General features: G+C 69.7%; 18 protein-coding genes. 10 read left to right on the top strand and 8 right to left on the bottom strand.

Features of this window, described 5'->3' with window-relative positions; translation table 11 throughout:
• Positions 1–69 precede the first annotated feature (69 nt).
• The 3 genes from NF556_RS07325 to NF556_RS07315 are packed head-to-tail and all read left to right on the top strand — an operon-like array spanning position 70 to position 2,384.
• Positions 70–876, top strand: a complete 807-nt coding sequence (locus tag NF556_RS07325) for an SDR family NAD(P)-dependent oxidoreductase (RefSeq protein WP_252594948.1) — start codon at positions 70–72, stop codon at positions 874–876.
• 57 nt (positions 877–933) lie between these two features.
• Complete coding sequence (locus NF556_RS07320; protein ID WP_252594946.1) at positions 934–1,458, top strand: SigE family RNA polymerase sigma factor; 525 nt, start codon at positions 934–936, stop codon at positions 1,456–1,458.
• Positions 1,455–2,384: a hypothetical protein gene (locus tag NF556_RS07315; protein ID WP_252594945.1), complete on the top strand. Its 930-nt coding sequence runs from the start codon at positions 1,455–1,457 to the stop codon at positions 2,382–2,384. The genes NF556_RS07320 and NF556_RS07315 overlap by 4 nt, the downstream gene beginning before the upstream one ends.
• Positions 2,385–2,410: 26 nt before the next feature.
• Here the strand turns inward: NF556_RS07315 and NF556_RS07310 are convergent, their stop codons facing one another.
• Both NF556_RS07310 and NF556_RS21490 read right to left on the bottom strand, forming a co-directional pair.
• Positions 2,411–2,893 carry a GNAT family N-acetyltransferase gene (locus NF556_RS07310; RefSeq protein WP_252594943.1) on the bottom strand — a complete coding sequence of 161 codons (483 nt, stop codon included), beginning with the start codon at positions 2,891–2,893 and terminating at the stop codon, positions 2,411–2,413.
• 4 nt (positions 2,894–2,897) lie between these two features.
• Complete coding sequence (locus NF556_RS21490) at positions 2,898–3,680, bottom strand: VOC family protein (protein ID WP_306271126.1); 783 nt, start codon at positions 3,678–3,680, stop codon at positions 2,898–2,900.
• 197 nt (positions 3,681–3,877) lie between these two features.
• Here NF556_RS21490 and NF556_RS07295 point away from each other — a divergent pair, with 197 nt between their 5' ends.
• From NF556_RS07295 to NF556_RS07275, 5 genes are all read left to right on the top strand, one after another.
• Complete coding sequence (locus tag NF556_RS07295) at positions 3,878–4,498, top strand: hypothetical protein (protein WP_252594941.1); 621 nt, start codon at positions 3,878–3,880, stop codon at positions 4,496–4,498.
• A gap of 112 nt (positions 4,499–4,610) precedes the next feature.
• Positions 4,611–5,348 carry a copper resistance CopC family protein gene (locus tag NF556_RS07290; protein ID WP_252594939.1) on the top strand — a complete coding sequence of 246 codons (738 nt, stop codon included), beginning with the start codon at positions 4,611–4,613 and terminating at the stop codon, positions 5,346–5,348.
• Entirely contained in the window at positions 5,345–5,938 is a 594-nt protein-coding gene (locus NF556_RS07285) for a vitamin K epoxide reductase family protein (protein WP_252594937.1), read from the top strand. The genes NF556_RS07290 and NF556_RS07285 overlap by 4 nt, the downstream gene beginning before the upstream one ends.
• Positions 5,939–5,967: 29 nt before the next feature.
• Positions 5,968–6,822 (top strand): DsbA family protein, encoded by an 855-nt coding sequence (locus NF556_RS07280; RefSeq protein ID WP_252594935.1) that lies wholly within the window; start codon positions 5,968–5,970, stop codon positions 6,820–6,822.
• A gap of 134 nt (positions 6,823–6,956) precedes the next feature.
• On the top strand, positions 6,957–7,370 hold the full coding sequence (locus NF556_RS07275; protein ID WP_252594933.1) for a helix-turn-helix domain-containing transcriptional regulator: 414 nt from the start codon (positions 6,957–6,959) through the stop codon (positions 7,368–7,370).
• Positions 7,371–7,373: 3 nt separating this feature from the next.
• On the opposite strand, the gene NF556_RS07270 is transcribed toward NF556_RS07275, so the two are convergent.
• From NF556_RS07270 to NF556_RS07255, 5 genes are all read right to left on the bottom strand, one after another.
• The gene (locus NF556_RS07270; protein WP_252594931.1) at positions 7,374–7,784 is read right to left on the bottom strand and encodes a hypothetical protein; all 411 of its coding nucleotides are present in this window, start codon (positions 7,782–7,784) and stop codon (positions 7,374–7,376) included.
• Between the two features lie 276 nt (positions 7,785–8,060).
• The gene (hrpA, locus tag NF556_RS07265) at positions 8,061–12,050 is read right to left on the bottom strand and encodes an ATP-dependent RNA helicase HrpA (protein ID WP_256829795.1); all 3,990 of its coding nucleotides are present in this window, start codon (positions 12,048–12,050) and stop codon (positions 8,061–8,063) included.
• A 58-nt stretch (positions 12,051–12,108) separates the two neighbouring features.
• Positions 12,109–12,243 (bottom strand): hypothetical protein, encoded by a 135-nt coding sequence (locus NF556_RS21355; protein ID WP_256829793.1) that lies wholly within the window; start codon positions 12,241–12,243, stop codon positions 12,109–12,111.
• A 70-nt stretch (positions 12,244–12,313) separates the two neighbouring features.
• A complete protein-coding gene (locus tag NF556_RS07260) occupies positions 12,314–15,340 on the bottom strand; it encodes a cell wall-binding repeat-containing protein (RefSeq protein ID WP_252594929.1) in 3,027 nt (1,008 codons plus the stop codon).
• Positions 15,341–15,457: 117 nt separating this feature from the next.
• Complete coding sequence (locus tag NF556_RS07255; RefSeq protein WP_252594927.1) at positions 15,458–18,361, bottom strand: ATP-binding protein; 2,904 nt, start codon at positions 18,359–18,361, stop codon at positions 15,458–15,460.
• A gap of 83 nt (positions 18,362–18,444) precedes the next feature.
• Between NF556_RS07255 and NF556_RS07250 the strand changes: the two genes are divergently transcribed.
• Positions 18,445–19,518, top strand: a complete 1,074-nt coding sequence (locus NF556_RS07250; protein ID WP_252594925.1) for an SAM-dependent methyltransferase — start codon at positions 18,445–18,447, stop codon at positions 19,516–19,518.
• A 14-nt stretch (positions 19,519–19,532) separates the two neighbouring features.
• Here NF556_RS07250 and NF556_RS07245 read toward each other — a convergent pair whose 3' ends face one another.
• Positions 19,533–20,069 (bottom strand): nitroreductase family protein, encoded by a 537-nt coding sequence (locus tag NF556_RS07245; RefSeq protein WP_252594923.1) that lies wholly within the window; start codon positions 20,067–20,069, stop codon positions 19,533–19,535.
• Between the two features lie 163 nt (positions 20,070–20,232).
• Between NF556_RS07245 and NF556_RS07240 the strand changes: the two genes are divergently transcribed.
• Positions 20,233–21,660: a M1 family metallopeptidase gene (locus NF556_RS07240; RefSeq protein ID WP_252594921.1), complete on the top strand. Its 1,428-nt coding sequence runs from the start codon at positions 20,233–20,235 to the stop codon at positions 21,658–21,660.
• Positions 21,661–21,743: the final 83 nt, after the last annotated feature.

Raw genomic sequence — 21,743 nt, 5'->3', positions numbered from 1 at the left:
CGCGCCACGGGTGCTCGCAGGGTCCAACGAGCAACCCGGCCTCAGGATTCCCACCCTAGGCTGGGCGCCATGGACAAGCACAGCGGCAGGGGCGTTCTGGTCACCGGGGCATCACGAGGCGTCGGAGCGGCCACGGCAAGAGCCTTCGCCGCGCGCGGCGACCGGGTCGTGGTCCATTTTCGCGGCGCCGAGGACCGCGCCCGTGAGGTGCTCGACTCCCTCCCGGGTGAGGGGCACGGCATACAGCAGGCGGACCTCTCCTCCCCCGAGGAGACCCAGGCCCTGGCCGCCGGTGCAGCCGAGATCCTGGGTCGGATCGACGTGCTGGTCAACAACGCCGCGCTCTTCCTCGACCCGCAGGGCGGCGGGAGCAGGCGGGGCGACCACCGCATCACCGACACCGACTACGACAGCTGGGTGCGCGTCTGGCGGACCACGCTGGAGACCAACCTGATGGGGCCGGCCAACCTCACCTTCTGCGTGGCGCGCCACATGTTGGAGGTGCCGCCGGCTGAGGGCAACCCCGCCGGGCGGGTCGTCAATGTGGGCTCGCGCGGGGCCTATCGCGGGGAGCCGGACATCCCCGCCTATGGCGCCAGCAAGGCAGGTCTGCACGCCTTCGGCCAGTCGATGGCCGTCGCGCTGGCTCCGCACGGCATCGGCGTGGTGTCCATCGCGCCGGGGTTCATCGCCACGGACATGGCTGCTGGCCTGCTCGAGGGCGACTCTGGTGATGCGATCCGTGCCCAGAGCCCGTTCGGGCGGGTCGCCACCGCGCCGGAGGTGGCCGCCGCCATTTGTGCCCTGGCCGAGCCCGGCGCCGAGTGGGTCTCCGGAGCCGTCGTCGACTTCAACGGGGCCAGTCACCTGCGCTGACGGGCAACCGATCGCGGGACCCAGCCGGTTAGATGGGCATGAGGCAAGGAGGCCCACATGCGTGAGCCGGACGGGTTCCGGGAGTTCGTGGTCGGACGGTCACCGTCCCTGCTGCGCACCGCCTGGATGCTGACCGGTGACGCGGCGGGCGCCGAGGACCTCCTGCAGACCGCTCTGGCGCGCACGTGGCCGCACTGGTCACGGGTCAGTCAGGGCCACCCCGAGGCCTATGTCCGCCAGGTGATGGTGCGCACCAACGCCAGTTGGAAGGCGCGGTTCTGGACCCGCGAGAAGCCGACGGATCTCGCCTCGGCGAGTGACGGCATACAGACCGATCTGTATGCCGACGCTGACCCGAGCGGATCGGTCACCGACCGCCTGGTGCTGGCTGAGGCACTGGCCCAGCTGCCGCTGCGCCAGCGGCAGGCCGTGGTGCTGCGCTATTTCGATGACCTGCCCGTGGCTGCGGTGGCCGAGATCATGGGCTGCTCCGCGGGGACGGTGAAGAGCCAGACCGCCAAGGGCCTGGCCCGGCTGCGCGAGGTCATCGGCCAGGACGTGCTTGTGGAGGAGGAGCTGTGAAGGACACCGACCGCATCATCGAGCAGTTGCGCGACCTGCCCCCGGACCTGATGGATCCGGTGGACCGGTTCGAGCAGATCGGCGCGCGCGTGCGTCGCACCCGGCGGCGCCACAGTGTCGTCGGTGGGGTCGTGGGAGTCGCGGTGTTTGCTCTCGCCGTCCCGCTTGCCACGCAACTGTTGCCCGAGACCGCCGAGGTCGGGCCTGGTGGCGGAGGCGTCGTTGCGACCGCCGATCCCTCAGAGCCGGTCACCAACGACGCGAACGTGATGCCCGGCGGGACGCGCGTGACCCACCTCAGCGAGCCCATCACCGTGACGAAGGCCGGAACCACCACCGTCGAGCTCGGCGAGAAGCCGACGGGCGCCACTGGTGTGGCCATGGTGCTGGACTGTCTGAGTGCGGGTGAGTTCACCTATCCCGATGGTGCCAGCATGATCTGTGACGCCAGCGATGCGCGTGAGGAGAGCGTCACCGAGGAGGACTTCGTGGTGGCGCCCTATGTCATCGACCTGGCCGAGGGCACGGACACGATCGAGATCCGGGCCGCCGACGGTGCGCGCTGGCAAGTCACCACCGCCTATGTCAGCACGGAGGTGACCGAGTGGGGCGTCAACGCCAAGGGCCAGACCTATGGCGTCCAAAACGAAAACGGCGAGCCGGACCTGATCTCCGCGATCGCCACGAACGGTCAGACCGGCTACGCCTCCGTGGCGGAGATGAACGCCGCGGTTGGCCCCGAGCCGACCTCCCCCGAGCACGCGCTGAAGATGCAGGAGGAGCGCGCGGGCCAGACGTTCAGCGTCCCGGTCTATGAGTCCGACGGCGAGACGGTGATCGGGGAGTTTGTCATCGGCGGTGCCACCCGCGGTGAGGGCGACGTGTCCACGGCCACTGCCACCGCCACCGCGACCATGGCGCCCTGACCGCTGATCAGGGGGGGCCGCAGTGATCACGGGGTCCAGACCAGCACCCCGTCCGATTCCCTGCCCGGGACCGCCTGGAAGCCCTCGCTCTCGTAGAGGTGCCTGGCGACGTTCCCCCTCTCCACCGACAGGCTGATGCCGGAGATCCCGCGGCGTGCGGCCTCAGTCTTCAGGGACTGCAGCAGGTGCCTGCCCACGCCGCGGCCCCGGTCGTCGGCGTGGACCCACAGGCTCAACTCTGGAGTCAGCGAGTCCACGAAGCCGAAGCCCCCGTCGTCACTCGGCAGGAAGAGTGCCCAGACCACGCCGACAGCCCGGTCGCCGTCCTCGGCGACGAATCCGAGGTCCCCGCGGCCCTGGTCCAGACGCGTGTAATGGGCGAACTCCGGACGATCCGTCACGTCCCGCATCGTGAAGCGATCCTCGGCCCAGTTGAGATTGCCGAGCGTCGCGACCCTCAGCAGGTGCTCATCGGCCGCGGTGAGCGGCCTCGTGCTCGGACCTGTCATCGGATCACCCTCGCTCAATCACCGACAGCACGTTGCCGGCCGGGTCCTTGAGCCAGGCGATCAGTGGCCCGCCACCGCGGCTGATGCCCAGGTCGTCCTGGTCCATGCCGTCATAGCGCAGGAACTCCACGCCGCGCTCGGCAAGGTCGCGAACAGCGGCCTCCACATCCAGCACGGGCAGGTTGAGCACGGTGTAATTGGCCGGGGCGTGCGCCTCGCCCTTCTCATAGATGAGGATCTTGCGACCTCCGGCGTCCAGGAAGAGCAGGGGCATCGCCTCGGGTCCGGTGTCCACCCGCAGTCCGAGCGTGTCGGCATAGAACGAGCGGGCAGCGGCGAGGTCGTCGACCGAGAAGCCGCTGAACACCTCACCGACGACCATGCCCACCGGTGGCCGCGTCCCGGTCTGGTTGGCCTGCATCTGCGCCAGGTCCTCCGGGCTGAGCTGGATGACCTGGACATAGTTGCCGTCCGGGTCCTGCGCCGTGGCGAACAGGCTGCCGCCGCGGTCATCCAACGGAGCCACCCAGGTGGTGCCCGCCGCCTCCATGCGCTCGACCACCGCCCGGGCGTCATCGACGTCGAAGTTGAGCAGGGTCCTGGCCGGGTCCGGGTGGCTCTCCTGCACATCGTCGCGAGCATCGATGAAGAGATGGAACCCGCCATACCCCAGGATCCGGTAGTCGCCCTGGACGTCGTCGCTGTCGGGTGGGAGCACGGCGGTGTACCACCTGTGCAACCGGTCCGGGTCCCTGGTGCCGAGCATGATGCTGCCGAGCGTGGTCATCTGGATCGTCTCCTTCGTGGTGGGCGCCGTCGTTCGGCTGCCCCTGCCAGTGGTGACCCAGCCCCTGCGTGGAACTCATCGTTCGCCCCACGCCGCCCCGCCTCCGCACGATCCCAAGCATGACCGGGACGCCCCCAGCCACCGCACGGGTGAGGGTCGAGGACCAGGCCAGGGCGCGGCATACGTAGCATGGAGGCATGGACGAGGCGCGCAACCCCTGGGCACCAGCCCAGCGTCGCGCACTGATCCGGGGCAGTTCTGCGGCCGGCGTGTCCACCGCGATCGCCCTGCTCTTCCACCTCATGGCCGGCGGCGCGATGCCGGCGCTGCCGGGCCTGGTCGTCCCCCTGCTGCTCGCCCTCGGCGTGTGCATCCTGCTCGCCGGGGTGCGCCTGCCCTCGATCCGCTTGCTGCTGTCGGTCGGCGCGAGCCAGGTACTCTTCCACAACCTGTTCATGCTCGGCGCCACCGACCTGGGCGCTGCTGGCTCCGCCGGGGCACACGCCCACCACGCGATGAGCACGCCCGTGGACGCGGGCGCCACCTCCGTCTGGATGGTGCTGGCCCACGTGGCAGCGGCCGTGCTGACCGCGGCTGCCCTGCGCCACGGTGAGCTGATCCTCACGCGGATCCGGTCTTCTGTGCAGCGCCTGACCTGGCGCTTCCTGTCGCCGGTCGTCCCCCAACCTGCCCGCCCCACCGCTCCGTCGGCCCCGCTGGCCGACGAGCGGGCCTGGGTGCCCACCACACGCCTGCTGGTGCAGGCCTCCGTCGCGCGCCGCGGACCCCCAACTCCTCTGGCAGTTCCGACTCCCTAGCGTCGCGGCCGGTGCCTCCTGGTGTCCGGACCGTCGGCGCCTTCCGACGTCTCCGCACCCGAGGTGACGACCTGTTGCCTCCACGGGGCGGAGCCTGCCCAGAGGACAACCCATGCACACCACTTTCCGGCGCGCTGCGACGCGCCCCGCCCCTTCCACCCCTCACCTCATCTGGCGCGCACTGGCCGCCCTGCTCATGAGCACGGTGCTGATCGGCACCGGCTCTGCGGCCCACGCCCACGACACCCTGACCGACAGCAGTCCCGCCGAGGGCGAGACCCTCACCGAGCCACTGACGCAGGTGCAGCTGACCTTCTCTGCGGAGGTGCTCGAGCTGGGCGCCGCCGCCGTCGTCACCGACAGCGACGGCGCGACCTGGGAGACCGGCGAGTTGGCCGTTGACGGCACGGGCGTCACCGTGCCGCTGGCGGAGGCCCTACCCAGCGGCTCCTACGAGGTCAGCTGGCGCGTCACCTCCTCGGACGGTCACCCCATCTCGGGGGTCATCCCGTTCACGGTTGACGCCCCTGCCGCCGAGACGACCGAGCCGGCTCCCGCGGACGCGACCCCGAGCACAGCACCTGCGGACTCAGCACCGACCACCGTGGAGGAGAGCTCCGAAGCGACCGAGTCCACGGAGCAGCCGGAGCCCACGACCGAAGAGGCGGCACCGACCACCGCAGAGGCGGCACCGACCACGGCGAGCGAGCCGGCGCAGGACAGCGGCGCGAATGAAACCGAGTCGGACGACGGCGGTGTGCCGTGGACCCCGATCGTGATCGGCCTCGTCGTGCTCCTCGCTGCGCTGGGGGTGTTCGCCGTGGTCCGACGGCGAGGCGCCGACCAGTGAGTCCGGGCACCAGCCGCAGCGACCGTCGCCTGCTCGCGCCCTTCCTGATCCTGGCTGGTCTGGTCGGGCTCTGGGCCTCGTTCGAGCTGGTGCTGGCCAAGTTCGAGACGCTCGATGACGCCGACGCGGTGCTGGGTTGTGACTTCAGCATCGTCGTGCAGTGCGGGGCAAACCTGGCCTCCGACCAGGGGGCGGCCTTCGGCTTCCCCAACCCGCTGCTCGGCCTCGCCGGCTTCGTCGCGCCCGTCGCGGTGGGGGTGGCGCTGCTGGCCGGAGCCACCTTCGCCCGATGGTTCTGGGTGGTGTTCCACCTGGGCGTGACCGCAGGCATGGCGTTCGTGGTCTGGCTGATCGGCCAGAGCATCTATGTCCTGGGCACCCTGTGCCCCTGGTGCATGGTCGTCTGGGCGGTCATGATCCCGCTCTTCCTCACCCTGACGCTGCGCAACGCGGCCGCCGGGGTGTTCGGCGACGGAGCCCGACGGGTGGGGTCCTACCTGCTCACCTGGCTCGTCCCGCTGACCCTGGCCTGCTACCTGGCCGTCGCGCTCCTGGCCCAGTTCCGACTGGACGTCCTGCGCTATCTCTGACACCTCGGCATACCCAAGGAGAAATCCCCATGGCACAGAAGAAGAACAACTCACAACAGCAGTCCGCCCAGAAACAGTCGGCCCGGGAGCGGGTCCGGCAGCAACAGCAGGAGGCGGTCGCCAAGGAGAAGCGGATGAAGGTCGTCTTCCGCTCCCTCATCGGTGTTGCCGTCCTGGCGGTGGTCGCCGTCGTGGCCGCGATCGCGCTCAACCAGGGCGGGACCTCGAGCGCGACCCCGACGACCGTGACCGACGACGGCGGCATCGTGCTCGACCCCGGTGCCGGTGCAGCGGGCGATGAGGCTGGCGGGGACGGCGCGTCCGCGACGGCCGACGACGCCAACGCGAGCGCTGGTGGTGTCCCGCAGGTCAGCGTCTATCTGGACTATCAGTGCCCGCACTGCCTGGCGTTCGAGCAGGCCAACCTGCCCATGCTGTCCGACGAGCTCGCGGCCGGCAACGTCTCGCTGGCGGTGCACCCGGTGGCGCTGATGGACAACGCCAGCCAGGGCACGGACTTTTCCAGCAACGCGGCCAACGCTGCGGTCTGTGTCGCTGAGAACCAGCCCGACGCCTTCCTGGACGTCAACCAGGCCCTGTTCGACCTGCAGGGCTCCGCTTCCCAGGGCAGCGTCACCGTCGAAGCGCTGTCCGACGCAGTTGCCGACGCGGGCGCCGACTCCTCAGACGTGCGGTCTTGCATCCTGGACCAGGAGTTCGACGGGTGGGTCCGCGACTCGACCGACGCGGCGCTGTCCGACCCGTCGTTGGCTGGGGCCTCCGGCCGCTTCGGCACGCCCACGGTCCTGGTCGACGGCCAGCGCTTTGAGGGCAACCCCGAGGATCCAGAGGCGCTGACAGCGTTCATCGAGCAGCAGGGCTGACCGCCGCGCACGACGCCGGTCCGCCCTCGTGCATGGTCCAGCACGAGGGCGGACCAGTCGCACCAGAACAAGCAATCACTCGCGTCTCCCGCCGCGTATCGTTTATGTTACGCTTCGAGCGAGGAGTGATATCGATGAATCAACGCAACGCATTCTGGGATGACCTGGCCCGCGATCTTCAAGACCCAGCGTTCCTGCGTGATTACGTCGTCGAATCACTGCGGATCGCGACGATCGACGACGTCGTGAATGCTCTAGACAACGCGCGCGCGGCCGCTGGCCTGTCCAAGGCCGAGTTGGCGCGTGCCATCCACAAGGAGCCAGCAACCATCCGCCGACTCCTCTCCTCGGACAACGCCAATCCGACCCTGGGCACGGTGGCGGAGGTCGCGGCAGCACTTGGGCTTCGCATTTCCGTGGAGCCCATCTCCGACGCTGAGCGTCACGAGATCACGACATCACTCCTTGAGGGCCACACCGCCGACCCGCGAGGGTTGGCAGAGCACCTCGACACGTTGCGTGCTCGCACGACGAGGTCACCCGCCTAGCAGTCAAGCCAGCGAGCGCGGGTTGCGCTTGAGATATTCGGCGCCAAGCTCCCGCACCTCGGCGTAATCAGCTTTCGAAAAGGTTGTGCGGAAGGGCTTGCTTCTTCCGTCCACGATGACAAGGAGCGGCTTGTCGTGACCAACAGCCTCATAGTCGAGGAGGCAGAACAAGCGGTAATGATGTCGCTGTGGCCCATCTACCCGAAGTTCGAACCAGCCGGTCATGGCGCCCTTCATCGCCTCCCAATAGCCCCCACCAGCGAATCGCCTGGGAGGCGCCGAAGCAACCGCAATCAGTGCAGCACGCATCGTTGCGCGCACTTTCGGCGGGAACCCGTTCAACGCGTCACGACCAGGCTCCGCGCCATGCCTGTCATCGGCTCGATGGCGCTTGAAGTAGACGATCTCATGCACATCACCGGGGGACGGTCTGGTCCGAACCACCGGCTGCTGCGCCCGTGGCTTCCTCTGCTTCCGACGGTCTCGTGGATCCGGACTCATGACGATCAATCATGGCGAAATCGGCGACGACTGTCGCCGGCCCTGTGGACAGAGCGGTCTCAGGTTCCCAGCTACTCCTGACACAGGGCCACGCATGAGTCCAGCGGACAGATCCGATCGCCCCCAAGAATTCGCGGCACGACGGCGTGTGAGACCTCTATGAAAAGCCTGGCCGGGCGTGCGAGACCTTTATCTTTTTGCGGGGGCGTCCTCCGCGCGGTCCATCGCGGCGTAGATCCGCTTGGGCGACACCGGCTGCGGCGTGCCGAGGCGCTGGGCGAACAGGCTGACCCGCAGCTCCTGCAGCAGCCAACCGATGTCCACGACGTCCTCGTCCGCGCGACGGTGCGGCGGGAGGTTTCCGAGGAACGTGGCGTGCTCCTCCTCCACCGTGTGCACGGTGACCATCCGGTCGCGGTCCTTGGCCAGGTCCTGCGCGCCCTTCTCCAGGCGCTCGGCCATGCCCGCCAGATAGCGCCGCAGATGCGGCAGCCGCTGATAGCCGGTGTCCGCGACGAACCCCGGCCGGATCAGCGCGTCCAGCTGTGTGCGCAGGTCGGTCGCCATCTCGGCGGCGGCCGGCGAGGTCAGCCGCTGCAGCCCCAGCGAGACCGTGCGCGCCGTGTCCAGGATCGGGGCCAGGCTCTCCACGATCGTCAGCACGCGCGGCACCGCCTGCTGCTTGACGATGGCCAGCGCGTGGTCGAAGTCCTCCGGCGTCCGCACCCGAGCCCCCGGCATCTCGACGACGACCGAGTCCACGGCACAGGCCAGTGCGTCCTGCAGCAGCAGCGGCACCGACCCGTGCGGGTTGTGTCCGAGCGAGAGTTTCTGGGCGTTGGTCAGCAGGGCGAGCAGTCGCTTCCACGGCGGGGTCGTGCCCAGCAGCAACAGCCGCCGCACCCCCACCCGCGTGGCCCGGTCGGCCTCGGAGGCGGTCCCCAGCACTCGCACGTCGACGGCCGCGCCGGTGTCGACGAGCGCCGGATAGCCGACGACGGGCTTGCCGGCCACCTGTTGCTCAAAGGTCTCCGGCAGTATGCCGAGTGCCTGGGTCCACGAGGTCAGTCCCGTCTTCTCGATGCTGGCTGCGGCGCGGGACATGGTGGTGCGCACGGCCGGGGCGAGCTCCGCCTGCAGGGCGGCCAGGTCCTTGCCCTCCCCCAACAGCTCGACCCGGGCGCGGCCGCGGCCGCGCTTGCCGCCCGGGCGGGCGGTCCGCTCGACGGCGAAGGTGACCCGCAGGTGGTCCGGCACGCGGGTCAGGTCAAAGTCAGCGGGTGAGACGGGCACGACGCGGCGGGCGGTGAGCTCATCGGCGAGGGCCTCGACGAAGGTCTCCTGCTCGTCGCGGGGGTCGCCGATGGCGGCCAGGGCCCGACGGGCGTGGTCCGGTGCCGGCACGAAATTGCGACGGATGTCCTTGGGCAGGGCCTTGACCAGGGCAGTCGCCAGCTCTTCACGCAGCCCGGCCACCTGCCAGTCGAAGCCGTCGGGGCGCACCCGGTTGAGCACCTCGATCGGGATGTGGACGGTGACGCCGTCCGAGCCGGAGCCCGGCTCGAACTGATAGGTGACGGAGAGCTCGAGCTCGCCCTGGCGCCAGGTGCCCGGATAGTCCCGGTCGCTGACCAGCGAGGCCTCGTCACTGACCAGCAGGTCCTCGGTGAAGGTCAGCAGCTGGGAGTCCTCGCGGCGGGCCTGCTTCCACCAGGTGTCGAAGTGCGCGCCGGAGACGACCTCGGCCGGGATCCGCGCCTCATAGAAGTCCACCAGCGTCTCGTCGTCGACGAGGATGTCGCGCCGGCGGGCCCGGGCCTCCAGCTCGCCGAGCTCGCGGATGAGCCTGCGGTTGGCGTGGAAGAAGTCGTGTCGGGTCTCCCAGTCCCCCTCGACCAGGCCGTGCCGGATGAACAGGTCGCGGGCGACCTCGGGGTCGATCCGCCCGTAGGCCACGGCCCGGTCCGCGATCAGCGGCACGCCATAGAGCGTGACCCGCTCGGTGGCCACGGCCGAGGCGCGGCTGCGCGACCAGCGCGGCTCGGAGTAGGACCGCTTGACCAGGTGAGCGGCCGCCTGCTCGACCCAGGCCGGGTCGGTCGGTGCGTTCACCCGCGCCCAGAGCCGGGTGGTCTCGACCAGCTCCGCTGTCATCACCCAGTCCGGGTTCTTGCGGTGCAGGACCGATCCGGGCTGGATGACGAAGCGCGCACCCCGCGCCCCGGCATACTCGCGCTTGTCCCGGTCATAGAGACCGACGTGTGAGAGCAGGCCGGCCAGCAGCGACTGGTGCACCTGGTCGGCACTCGGCTCGTTGCTGTTGGCCTGCAGCCCAAGGGATTTCGTCGCCTGCTTGAGCTGGGTGTGCAGGTCCTGCCACTCGCGCACGCGCAGATAGTGCAGAAACTCCCGCTTGCACATCCGCCGGAAAGCGCTGTTGGACAACGCTTTCTGCTGCTCCTTGAGATATCGCCACAGGTTGAGCAGCGTGAGGAAGTCGGAGTCCTCGTGCTTGAAGCGGGCGTGCGACTGGTCGGCCTGGGCCTGCGCGTCGGCGGGACGCTCGCGGGGGTCCTGCATGGACAGGGCGGCGACGATCACCGACACCTCGCGCAGCGCACCATTGCGCTCGGCCTCGATCACCATCCGGGCCAGTCGGGGGTCGACGGGCAGCGCCACGATCGCGCGGCCATAGGGCGTCAGGCGCTTGCGCGGCAGGTGTGCCGGGGCGTCGGGGTCGATGGCCTGCAACTCGTCGAGCAATCGGACGCCGTCGGCGATCTGCCGGGAGTCCGGCGGCTCCAGGAACGGGAACCGGGCGATCTCGCCCAGCCCGAGGCTGGTCATCGACAGGATGACCGAGGCCAGGTTGGTGCGCAGGATCTCCGGCTCGGTGAACTCGGGGCGGGCCTCGAAGTCCTCCTCGCTGTAGAGCCGGATCGCGATGCCGTCGGCGAGGCGGCCACAGCGACCCGAGCGCTGGTTGGCGCTGGCCTGGCTGATCGCCTCGATCGGCAGTCGCTGCACTTTCAGCCGCTGGGAGTAGCGCGAGATGCGGGCGGTGCCGGTGTCGATGACATAACGGATGCCCGGGACGGTCAGCGAGGTCTCGGCCACGTTGGTGGACACCACGATGCGCCGCCCGGAGTGCCGGCTGAAGACGCGGTGCTGCTCGGCGGCGGAGAGCCGGCCATAGAGCGGGAGCACCTCGGTGCCCGGCAGGTTCATCCCAGCGAGGGCGTCGGCGACGTCGCGGATCTCCCGCTCGCCGGAGCAGAAGACCAGGATGTCGGCCGGTCCCCCACCCGGGTCCTCGGTCCACAGCTCCTCGACCGCCTCGCACACGCCGGTCACCTGGTCGATCTCGACGTCGCGCGGCACGCCGTCCTTGCCGGGCGGGCCGGGGCGCGTCAGCGGGCGGAACCGCACCTCCACGGGATAGCTGCGGCCGGTGACCTCCACGACCGGGGCAGGCGTGCCGTCGGCCTCGGCGAAGTGCTCGGAGAAGCGCTGCACGTCGATGGTCGCCGAGGTGATGATCACCTTCAGGTCGGGTCGGCGCGGCAGCAGCTGCTTGAGATAGCCGAGGATGAAGTCGATGTTGAGGCTGCGCTCGTGGGCCTCGTCGATGATCAGGGTGTCATATTTGCGCAGGTCACGGTCGCGCTGCAGCTCCGACAGCAGGATGCCGTCGGTCATCACCTTGACCAGCGTGTCCTTGGTCGACTTGTCGGTGAAGCGCACCTGATAACCCACCGTGGTGCCGAGCTCGACACCCAGCTCCTCGCTGATCCGCTCGGCGACCGAGCGGGCCGCGATCCGGCGCGGCTGGGTGTGGCCGATGGTGCCCTCGAGGCCGCGCCCGAGCTCCAGGCAGATCTTGGGCAGCTGGGTGGTCTTGCCAGAGCCGGTCTCCCCCGCCACGATCACGACCTGGTGGTCACGGATCGCTGCGGCAATGTCGTCGCGGCGCTCGACGACCGGCAGCTCGGGCGGATAGTTGATCCGCGCCGGCAGCATGGTCCGGCGAGAGGCGACCCGCTGGGCGCGCGGCTCGGGGCTGGCGTCCTGGCGTGGTCGGCGTTGGCCCGACCTCTTGCGCTGCGGCCGTCCGCGCCTCCCCTGGGGGTCCTGCTGGTCGCGGGCACGCCGGGGTGGGGTGGCGTGCTCGGAGGGCATAGGAGACATCGTCACAAATCGCCGCCCGAAATGCACGCGGGTTGCTCAGCGCCCCATCTCACCGATGACCGTCAGCGATGAACTCGCGGATGTCCTCACTCGAGGCCTCGACAGGCTCACGCGTGGCGATCCGCGCCAGGACCTCATCCATCTCCGGCGGGGGATCGTCGTCGTGGCGCAACTCGCGGTCCATGAGCCGAGGCTACCCGCGCATAAGGGTGACTGCCGGTGGGCTGCCGAGTCGACAGCCCACCGGCCAGAGGTCACTCGTCGGTGGCGAGCATCTCGCGCAGGGCGTCCATCACCGCCTCGGTGAGCGCGGTCTCGCCGCCGAGCACCCAGGCGTGCTCCGTGTCAGCCGAGTCCTCGAACCACGCGGTCGTCACATTCGGCAGCCGGTTGTTCTGGGCGAGCAGGATGGGCTCACCCAAGGTGCCACCGGGCAACGCGTCGACGATGTTGAGGTCGAGACCGGAGCTGACCGCCACCGAGGTGGCCGACATCCCAGCGGCGACATAGTGATCAGCGATCGCCGCCGCGGTGTCATAGCGGTCATCGCCAGCAACCCGCTCGGCCTCCGGCAGCTCGCCGACGACCTCCTCGGAGATGGCGACCGGGCCACCGATCGCCAGCGTGGAGGCATAGTCCTCCAGGGCGCCGGCGGTGACCTGCGGCACGTGGTCCTGCTGGACCAGCAGCACCGGGGTGCCGTTGGCGGCCGCCGGTCCGGAGACCGAGAGTGCATCCACCAAGCTGCCCTCCTGACCGGAGGAGACGACAACCTCGCCGCCTGCACCGCCCAGCTCCGCCGCGACAGCAACCGCGGTGTCATAACGGTCGTCGCCGGCCACTCGCTCGACCTCGATGCCCATGCCGGTCAAGGCATTCACGACGTCGTCGTTGACGGCGGTGGGTCCGCCGACCACGACCACATCGGTCACCTCACGGTCGGTCAGGTCCTGCGCCACCGCGTTGGGCAGCTTGTCGGGACGGGTCAGCAGGACCGGGGACTCCAGGTCATAGCCCAGGGGCCCGGCGACCAGGCCGTCCACCATGCTCGCCTCGGCACCGCTGACCAGCACCGCTGTCGTGCTCTCGGGGAAGGCCTCCTGACCGATCGCGACAGCCGTCTCGTAGCGGTCCTGGCCGTTCAGTCGGTGGACCGCACCCTCGTCGGCGGCGATGCGGACCAGCTCAACCAGCCCCGCGGCATACTCCTGCGACTCAGGGTGCGCCTCCTCGAACGGCGGCTGGAAGCCGACGCCCTCCCAACGCTCCTCCTCCGCGTTCCACAGGTCGTTGCCGACCTCGAAGTCCCAGGCATAGATGTCGTGCTCATAGAACAGGTGGTCACCGGAGTTGCCAGCGGCGCTGTAGAGGGTGTCGATCACCGGGCCGGTCTGAGACGGCCAGGTCACCGTGCCGCGGTGCCCGCTGATGGAGCCAACGATGCGCTGGGCCGCGGACAGGAACTCCGCGGCGACCTCCGGCGAGGGCTCGGGCAGCGTCTCGCGACCCTCCTCCTTGTAGGCCCCTGGGGACCACATGAAGTAGCCGCCATAGCTGTGCACGTTGATGGCGTGCGTGATGTTCGGGAACTGCTCGGCGATGTAGGCCACGTTGTTGGACTCCGCCTCCGACAACTCCTCCGTGCCGGCATAACTCCCAGACAGGCAGTTGTCCGATGCACCGGCATAGCCGTCGAAGAACGAACCGACCGCGTAGTTGCGGTTGACATCCACGCCCCAGCGGTCCGCGTTGGCCGGGTCACGATCGACCCCCACACAGTGGTCGGACAGGTTCTTGCGCTGGAAGTTGTAGTCGTAGAAGGAGTAGTTCGCGCCGTCCGGGTTGACCACCGGCAACACGAAGATCTCGGTCTCCTCCAGCAGCCGCGCGGTCTCCTCATCGGTCGCCGCGTTGGCCAGCATCCGCTCGGCAAACTCCATCGTCACCAGCGGCGTGACCCACTCGCGGGCATGCTCCTGGCTGTAGGTGTAGACACCGGGGCGGGAGCCGTCCCGGTGCACGCCGATGCGCATCGCCTGCACGGTGGTGCCCTCAGGGTCCAGGTGTGAGGCGTCCAGGCCGTCGTCGAGATCGACACCGTCGACCATGGGGATCGTCTCGCCCTCTGACCCCTCTGGCACGAACGAGTTGAAGGTGTCGGCGAACTCCTCATTGAGGTATGCCGACACCTCCTCAGTCGTGCTCGTCGCCGCACCCGTGGCATCAGTGGCGGGATAAATGGTCAGCCTGCCCTCGGCATACTGGGCACTGATCGGCTGGCCAGCGACCGGGTGAGGGATGACGCGGACCTCGGTGCCGTTCATCCCCGAGGCGCCGGACTCGACCGACTCGACCACGAGTGCGGTCTCCTCCGGGTCGCCGACATAGGCCTTGGCGGTGCGGTTGTAGCCGTGCGTCTGGTTCGGCAGCTCGATGATCTCCACGAGCTCGGGATACTGCGAGGCCAGCCGGTCCATCCGCTCGTTGATGTCGGCGGGTGTCAGGTAGGAGTCGATGAAGTCCTGCTGATAGCCCTCCGGAGTCTCCGGCGGCTCGTCGCCCGGCCAGGGCGCGGGCTGGGCGGTGGCCACACCACCCTCGCTGGAGGTGGCGGTCACCGACACGGGCGCGCTCGAGATGGGCACCGGCAGCTGGTAGTGGTACATGTACTGGCCGGCGTCCTCGAAGCGGAACAGCGGGAAGGTCAGCACCTCACCATCCGCCGTCTCCGCGTCGATGGTGATCTCCACGTCGGGGTCGGTGGCCGCGGACGTGGAGACCTGGACCTGCACGAAGGTCTGCTCCCCCGACGTCCACCAGTAGGCATGGCCGAACGTCAGGGTGTCCTGCGGCTGATCGGCGTCGGCCGAGCTGGTGAGCCCCTGCGAGTGCAGACGCTCGGCCGCCTCACGGCTGGCCTCGAAGCGCTTGCTGCCGTCGCCCTCACGCTGGATGACCTGGACCACGGTGGCGCCCTGGGCGCGCAGCTCGTCGAGCTCCTCCCCAGTGACCACCAGGTCGATCAGGGCCTGGTCGGGGCTGCCTGGTGCGGTCGCGGGAATGGAGGCGACGTCCGCGCCGCCGTCCACCAGAGCCTCCAGGGACTTTTGGTCCGGCATCTGGACCCGCACGAGCGCACTCTCGCCGGCGGGCAGCTCGAGGGACTCGGCCTCAGCGGCACTGCCTGGTGGGTCTCCGTCACCACTGGAGACTGCGGCCAGCGGGCCGGCGACCAGGGCCGCCGCCGCCATAAAGGATGTCAGGGTGCGTCGTCGCGTCATTGCGTTCCTTCGGCAGGGTGGTGTGTCGGTCGTCAGACCACACCTGCTGGCCGAACGGCGACACGGTTGGATCTGCCCATCCTGTCGATGACCTGCCGAGTGGTCAAGGCTTCCCAATCAGTCTTTACCTGCAGAAGACCTTGGCCGTGCTGACCTGCGCATCTCGTCGGTGAGGACACGCTCGGCGCGGCTGAGCACCTGCGACCGGGGCGTGGTCGCCGCGAGAGCCTGGATCTGCTCCAGGACCCGGTCACCCAGGTGTCGGGACAGGGTGAGCTGCACCTCGGCATACCGCTCGACGTCCTGCCCGACCGGCGGCGGTGCGGAGGCCGCTCCCTGAGCCGCCCCCAGGAAGAAGGCGGCGTCAGACCAACGCGCAGTCTCGGTGAGCAGCTCGGCCAGCATCCGCAGCATCGTCCACACCTGGGTCCAGGCACCGAGGCGGCGCAGGTCGGTCAGGACCCGCAGCCCGAGCGGGACCGCCTCCTCGTGCCGGCTGCCACGCACCAGCAGGGCGAACAGCGCCACCCGGGAGACCCGCGCCACCTGCTCGGCATCCACCCGGTCCGCCTCGGCCGACGCCTCCGCCAGCAGGATCGCACCGCGGGAGGGATCGGTCCGCGCCTCGACCTCCCCCGCCGCATAGCGGGCGAACGCGTGAGAGGCGTCGCTGCCGGAAGCACTCGCGGCGAGCGCGATCTCTGTGTGCTCTTGCGCCGCGACCAGGTCGTCGCAATAGCAGCAGATCAGCGCCAGCGATGCGTTGGCCTCCCCGGTGAGGGCGGGGTCCGGTGACATCGCCAGGGCCTCGAACCAGCGGGCCGAGTCGGTGAGGTCACCGGCATACATCGCGGCGACTGCCAGGGACAGCTGCGCCGTGGCCGCGGACTCGGGGTCCGGTGACATCGCCAGGGCCGCGGCCCCCCATTCTCGGGCACGCGAGGGGTCACCCCGCTCGCCGATGCTGAAGGCGGCGGCCGCGACCGCGCCAGCGACCTCTGGACCGGGCTGAGCAGTGGCGCGTTCCCCGACCTCGATGATCAGGTCGCGCAGTTGCAGTCCCGGCGTCCAATGCAGGCAGCGCACGACCGCGTGCGAGATGTCACCTGCGAGCGTCAGCCGACCGGCACCGAGTGCCCAGTCCAGCGCCCGGACCACCTCCTGACTCAGAGCGCTCAGCCGTGCGCTGGTCGCCGCGCCGTCGACCTGGGGCCAGTCAGCGCGGATCGCGGTGACCGTGTCGAGCACCCAGGCGGCATGGGCCTCCCGCGCCGCATGCCCTCCACCGGATCGCTCCAGTCGGTCCGCGGCGAAAACCCGCACCATCTCCAGCAGGCGGAACCTCGCGTCGCCGCCGGAGTGGTGATGGGCGACCAGCGAGGACTCGACCAGCTCGGCCAGCGCCGTGATCACATCCCCGTGCCAGGACGGCAGGTGACCGGCGAGCCCCCGGACGGTCTCGGCATCGAAGTCACCGGCGACGACGGACAGCGCCTCGAGCAGTTCGCGCTGCTCGGGGGCGAGCAACCGGTGAGACCAGGCGACGACGGCTCCGAGGCTGCCAGGCTGCTGACCGGTCAGGGCCGCGGACAGCACCTCCAGGACGTCGGTGACTCCGGCGGTCGCGGTCCGGGAGGCCGCGAGCTCGAGGGCCAGCGGCAGCCCGTCGCACCGGCGGCACAGCTCGGCGACCTCGGTCGTGTTGTCCGTCGTCAGGGCAAAGCCGGGGCGGAGCCTGCGGACCCGGTCTCCGAACAGGCGCATGGCGGCCGCCGCCCCCTGACTGCCGATGGTGGCGCTCGGGTCCGGCAACCGCAGCGGTTCCAGCGGGAGCACGAGCTCGGTGCTCACCCCGAGCCGCCGTCTGCTCGTGGCCAGCACCTGGACGTCGCGGCAGCGTCGGGTGATCGTGGAGACCAGCCGGCCGAGCTCAGGGTGCAGGTGCTCGCAGTTGTCGAGCACCAGCAGGTGGGGCACGGCCGAGAGGAACTCCACGAGCGAGTCTGTCCCAGTGGCGTTCTCGCCGCGCAGACCAAGTGCTGCAGCAAGGGCGTTGACGGCGCCGCCCGGCTGGGTCGTCGCCAACTCGATCACCGCGGTCGGCAGGCCGAGTCGCCCGTGCACGGCCGGCAACCCCTGGGCCACCAGCCGCGACTTGCCGACACCGCCCGGCCCAGTCACCACGGTCACCTGATTCGCCAGCACGGCTGAGACCAGGTCGGCCATCTCGTCCTCGCGCCCGATGAACGCCGTCGAGGTGTCCAACCAGTGCGGCAGACCTGTGTCCCGGCGAGGGGCCGCCAGCTCATGGCCCAGGATCTGGCCCTGCAGCGCCATCAGGCTCGGCGACGGCTCCAGCCCGAGCTCGGCGCCGAGCACCGCGCGGTGCTGCGCCAGCCGCTCCAGCGCCTCGGCCTGCCGTCCGGCGTGATAGAGCGCGGTCACCAGCAGTTCCACGGCGTGTTCCCGGAACGGCTGCTCGGCGAGCAGCCCACGCAGGCCCGCGACGGCGGCAGCAGGCTCATTGCACTGGATCAGGACAGAGGCGTGAGCCTCCACCGCATCCATCCGCGACTGTTCCAGCTGCTGGGCGAACGCCGTGGCCCAAGAGGCGTCGGCATACTCCCCGAGGGCCGGCCCGCGCCACAGGGCCAGGGCACGGTCGAGCAGGTCACGCGCCCGGGTGGGCTCGACTGATCTGGCCCTCTCGACCAGCTCCGCGAACTCCTCGGCGTCGGTCGCGCCGGTCGTGAGCCGATACCCGCCCGGAGCCCACGCGATGGCGTCGTGGCCCACCACGGTGCGCAGCCGGGACAGCACGGTGCGCAGCGCCTTGGGCGGGTCCTGCGGCAGGTCGTCGCGCCAGGCTGCCTCGATGAGGGCTTCCGGTGAGACCGGGTGGCCAGCATGGACGAGCAGGCAGGCCAGGACTGCCCGTTGGCGGCCCGGTGCAACCTCGCGCCGGTGCCCGTCGACGTGGACCTCGAGCGCGCCGAGCACGCCCACGCGCAGGTCAGGCATTACCTCCAGTGTGCCCGACTCCCCCGTGAAACCCCCGTGAATCCCAGCGGGACCACGCTGATCTCACCCAACCAGGAGGCATCATGACAACTGCAACACTCGATCTCGAGAAGGTCGGCGCGTTCGCCCAGCACATCGGGGCCATGCTCGCCGGCGGTGCCACCATCGCCATGATGGTGGTCGGCGACCGGACAGGCCTGTATGCCGCACTGGCAGAAGGCAAGGCCCTCACCCCCGCGCAACTCGCCGGAGCGACGGGCACGGCTGAGCGCTACGTGCGTGAGTGGCTGTCCCAGCAGGCAGCCGTCGGCATCGTGGTCTATGACCCGGCCGAGGAGACCTTCACCCTGCCACCGGAGCACGCCGCCGTGCTGGCCGACGACGACTCACCCGCCGCGATGGTCGGGGCCGCCCCGCTGATCAGCGGCATGCACCGCCGCACCGACCGGTTGGTCGAGGCGTTTCGCAGCGGGGCCGGCATCGCGTGGAGCGACCAGGACCCGTCGGTGTTCGAGTCGACCGAGCGGTTCTTCCGCGTCGGCTATCGCAACTCCCTTGTGGCCGAGTGGATCCCGGCGTTGGACGGTGTCCACGACAAACTCTCGGCCGGGGCACGCGTCGTCGACGTCGGCTGCGGCCGCGGCGCTCCCCTGCTGCTGCTCGCCCAGGCCTATCCGAACTCCCAGTTCGTCGGCTATGACGTGCACCCGCCCTCGATCGAGACCGCGCAGCAGCGGGCCGTCGAGGCTGGCGTCAGCGACCGGGTGCGCTTCGAGGTCAATTTCTGCCACGGCTATCCCGACCAAGAGGTGGACGTCATCACCTTCTTCGATGCCTTCCACGACCTGGGCGATCCCGTCGGTGCCGCGTCGCACGCGCGGCGTTCCCTTGCGGCCGACGGCACGCTGGTCCTGGTGGAACCACGCGCCGGCGACGACCTGGCCGCCACGCTGGCAACTGCCCCGATGGCAGCGCTCGGCTTTGCCGCCTCGACCTTCCTGTGCACGCCGAACTCACTGTCCCAGCCGGTCGGTCTGGCCCTGGGTGCGCAGGCCGGGGAGGCGGCGCTGCGTGAGGTGCTGGCTGCGGCCGGCTATGGCAGCGTGCGGCGAGCGGCAGCCAATGACTTCAACATGGTGATCGAGGCCCGCCCCTGAGGACCTGAGCTACGTCATGGTCGTGGCCAGGTGATGTCCGGCTCTCGCACGCCGGCCCCCGGCCCACGGTCGGCGCCGACCGGCACGGCGCCGACCGCCGTCATCGTCAGGATCTCCCAGTGCGCCGTGACCGCGAGCTCGGCGGTCAGGACCTCCTTGTCGAAGGCTCGGAACTGCCGACAGCCCAGCCCCATCGCATGGGCCTGGATCGTCATGTGCGCGACGGCCTGGCCCAGGTCATAGACGGAGAACTCGCTGAACTCCCAGTCCGTGTCCTCAACCTGCACGTGGGCCAGGTTGACGACCAGCATCGAGGCCTGAGTCGCCCAGGGACGCGAACTCCCCGCCACGGCGCCCAGCACCGCATCCCAGCCGACCCCGTCCCGCAGCACCACGTGGAAGGCCCAGGGCTGTGAGTTGCCCGCTGACGGAGCCCACCTCGCCGCCTCCAGGAGTGCCTCGACCTGCTCCGGCGCCATCTCATGGCCCGGGTCGAACTGTCGTGGACTCCACCGTTGGCGGAGCACCGGCAGGACGAGGTCGTCAGGCACTCCGCCACCCTACTCAGCCCCTGCCGACCGGCTGCCTGACTGCGGCGACGGACTGCGGTGACGGGCACGTGGGGGCCGACTGTCGGCATACGTGGTGGTGTGGCGGTGGCCGCCGAGGAGGACTAGCGTCGATGGGGTTCTTGACTGACAAGGGAGTCCCCAGATGAACACTCGATCCATGCGCCTTGCCCTCGCGGGCACCGCCGCCCTCGCGCTCGCCATGACCCCCGCCCTGGCCGGGGCAGCCCCAGGAAATCCGGGTGAGCCGCGCTTCCAGGAGGGTGACCCCGGGGCGGGCGACCCCTACTTCCCGCTCGCGGGCAACGGCGGCATCGACGTGCTGCACTATGACCTCGACCTGACCTATCAGCTGCCAGAGCCAGAGCCGGCACCGCTGGAGGGCCAGCTCGACGGGGTCGCGACCATCGAGTTGCGCGCCACGCAGGACCTGCACCGGTTCAACCTCGACCTGCGGGGCCTGACCGCGACCAAGGTGGTCGTCAATGGCAAGTCGATGCGCTTTGACCAGGTGGACAACGAGCTGCGGATCAGCCCCCGCCCCAAGCTCAAGACCGGCGACGAGGCCACGGTGGAGGTGACCTACGGCGGCGCCACGACCCGCCCGACCGACATTGAGGGGGCACTCTATGGCTGGGTGACCACGCGGGACGGGGCGATGGTCGTCAGCGAGCCGGACGGGTCAGCCACCTGGTTCCCGGTCAGCGACCACCCGACGGACAAGGCAACCTATGCCTACGAGATCACCGTGCCCGAGGGCTCCGTGGCCGTGGCCAACGGTCTGCTCGAGGGCTCGGAAACCGCTGACGGCCAGACGACCTGGACGTGGGACGCGCCCGACCCGATGGCGGCCTATCTCGCGACCGCGACCGTCGGGGACTTCGAGCTTGACTCCTACGTCGCGGAGAACGGCACCCCGATCATCGACGCCGTCGACCCGGCTCTGCCGGACAGCGCCTCGGCGAACCTGGCGCTGACGAGCGACATGCTGGTGTTCTTCGAAGGGTCCTTCGGTCCCTACCCGTTCAACTCCTATGGCGCCATCGTCGACGACGACTCCGTCGGCTATGCGCTGGAGACGCAGACGCGGTCCTTCTTCAGCCGCCGCGCCGGCGAGAGCACGGTCGCGCACGAGCTGGCCCACCAGTGGATGGGCAACCACGTCAGCCCGGGGCGCTGGGCCGACATCTGGCTCAACGAGGGCTGGGCCTCCTATGCCTCCTGGATGTGGAGCGAGGAGCAGGGCCGCGCCAGCGCGCAGGACAGCTTCGAGGACGTCATGTCCATCCCGGCCGACGACGACTTCTGGGACGTGGTCGTGGCCGACCCCGGCCCGCTGTGCCTGTTCTGCGGTGCCATCTATGACCGCGGCGCCGCGACCCTGCACGCGCTGCGGGTCGAGGTCGGCGACGATGCCTTCTTCGAGCTGGCGAAGACCTGGGTCGAGCAGTATGGCGGCGGCTCGGCCACCACGGCCGACTTCAGCGCACTCGCTGAGGAGGTCTCCGGCCAGGATCTGGACGCGTTCTTCCAAATGTGGCTCTACGACGCGGAGAAGCCGACCGACTGGTGAGGTGACGGGTGGCTGAGTCACCACACGACTCAGCCACCCGTCCCACCACGACCTGACGCTCCCTCCTGGTCTATGACCTCCCA

This window comes from Ornithinimicrobium faecis, from assembly GCF_023923225.1.
In the GTDB taxonomy this organism is placed as follows: Bacteria; Actinomycetota; Actinomycetes; order Actinomycetales; family Dermatophilaceae; genus Ornithinicoccus; species Ornithinicoccus faecis.
Note: the sequence above shows the minus strand (reverse complement) of the source record. Positions and strands in the feature narration are given on the sequence as shown.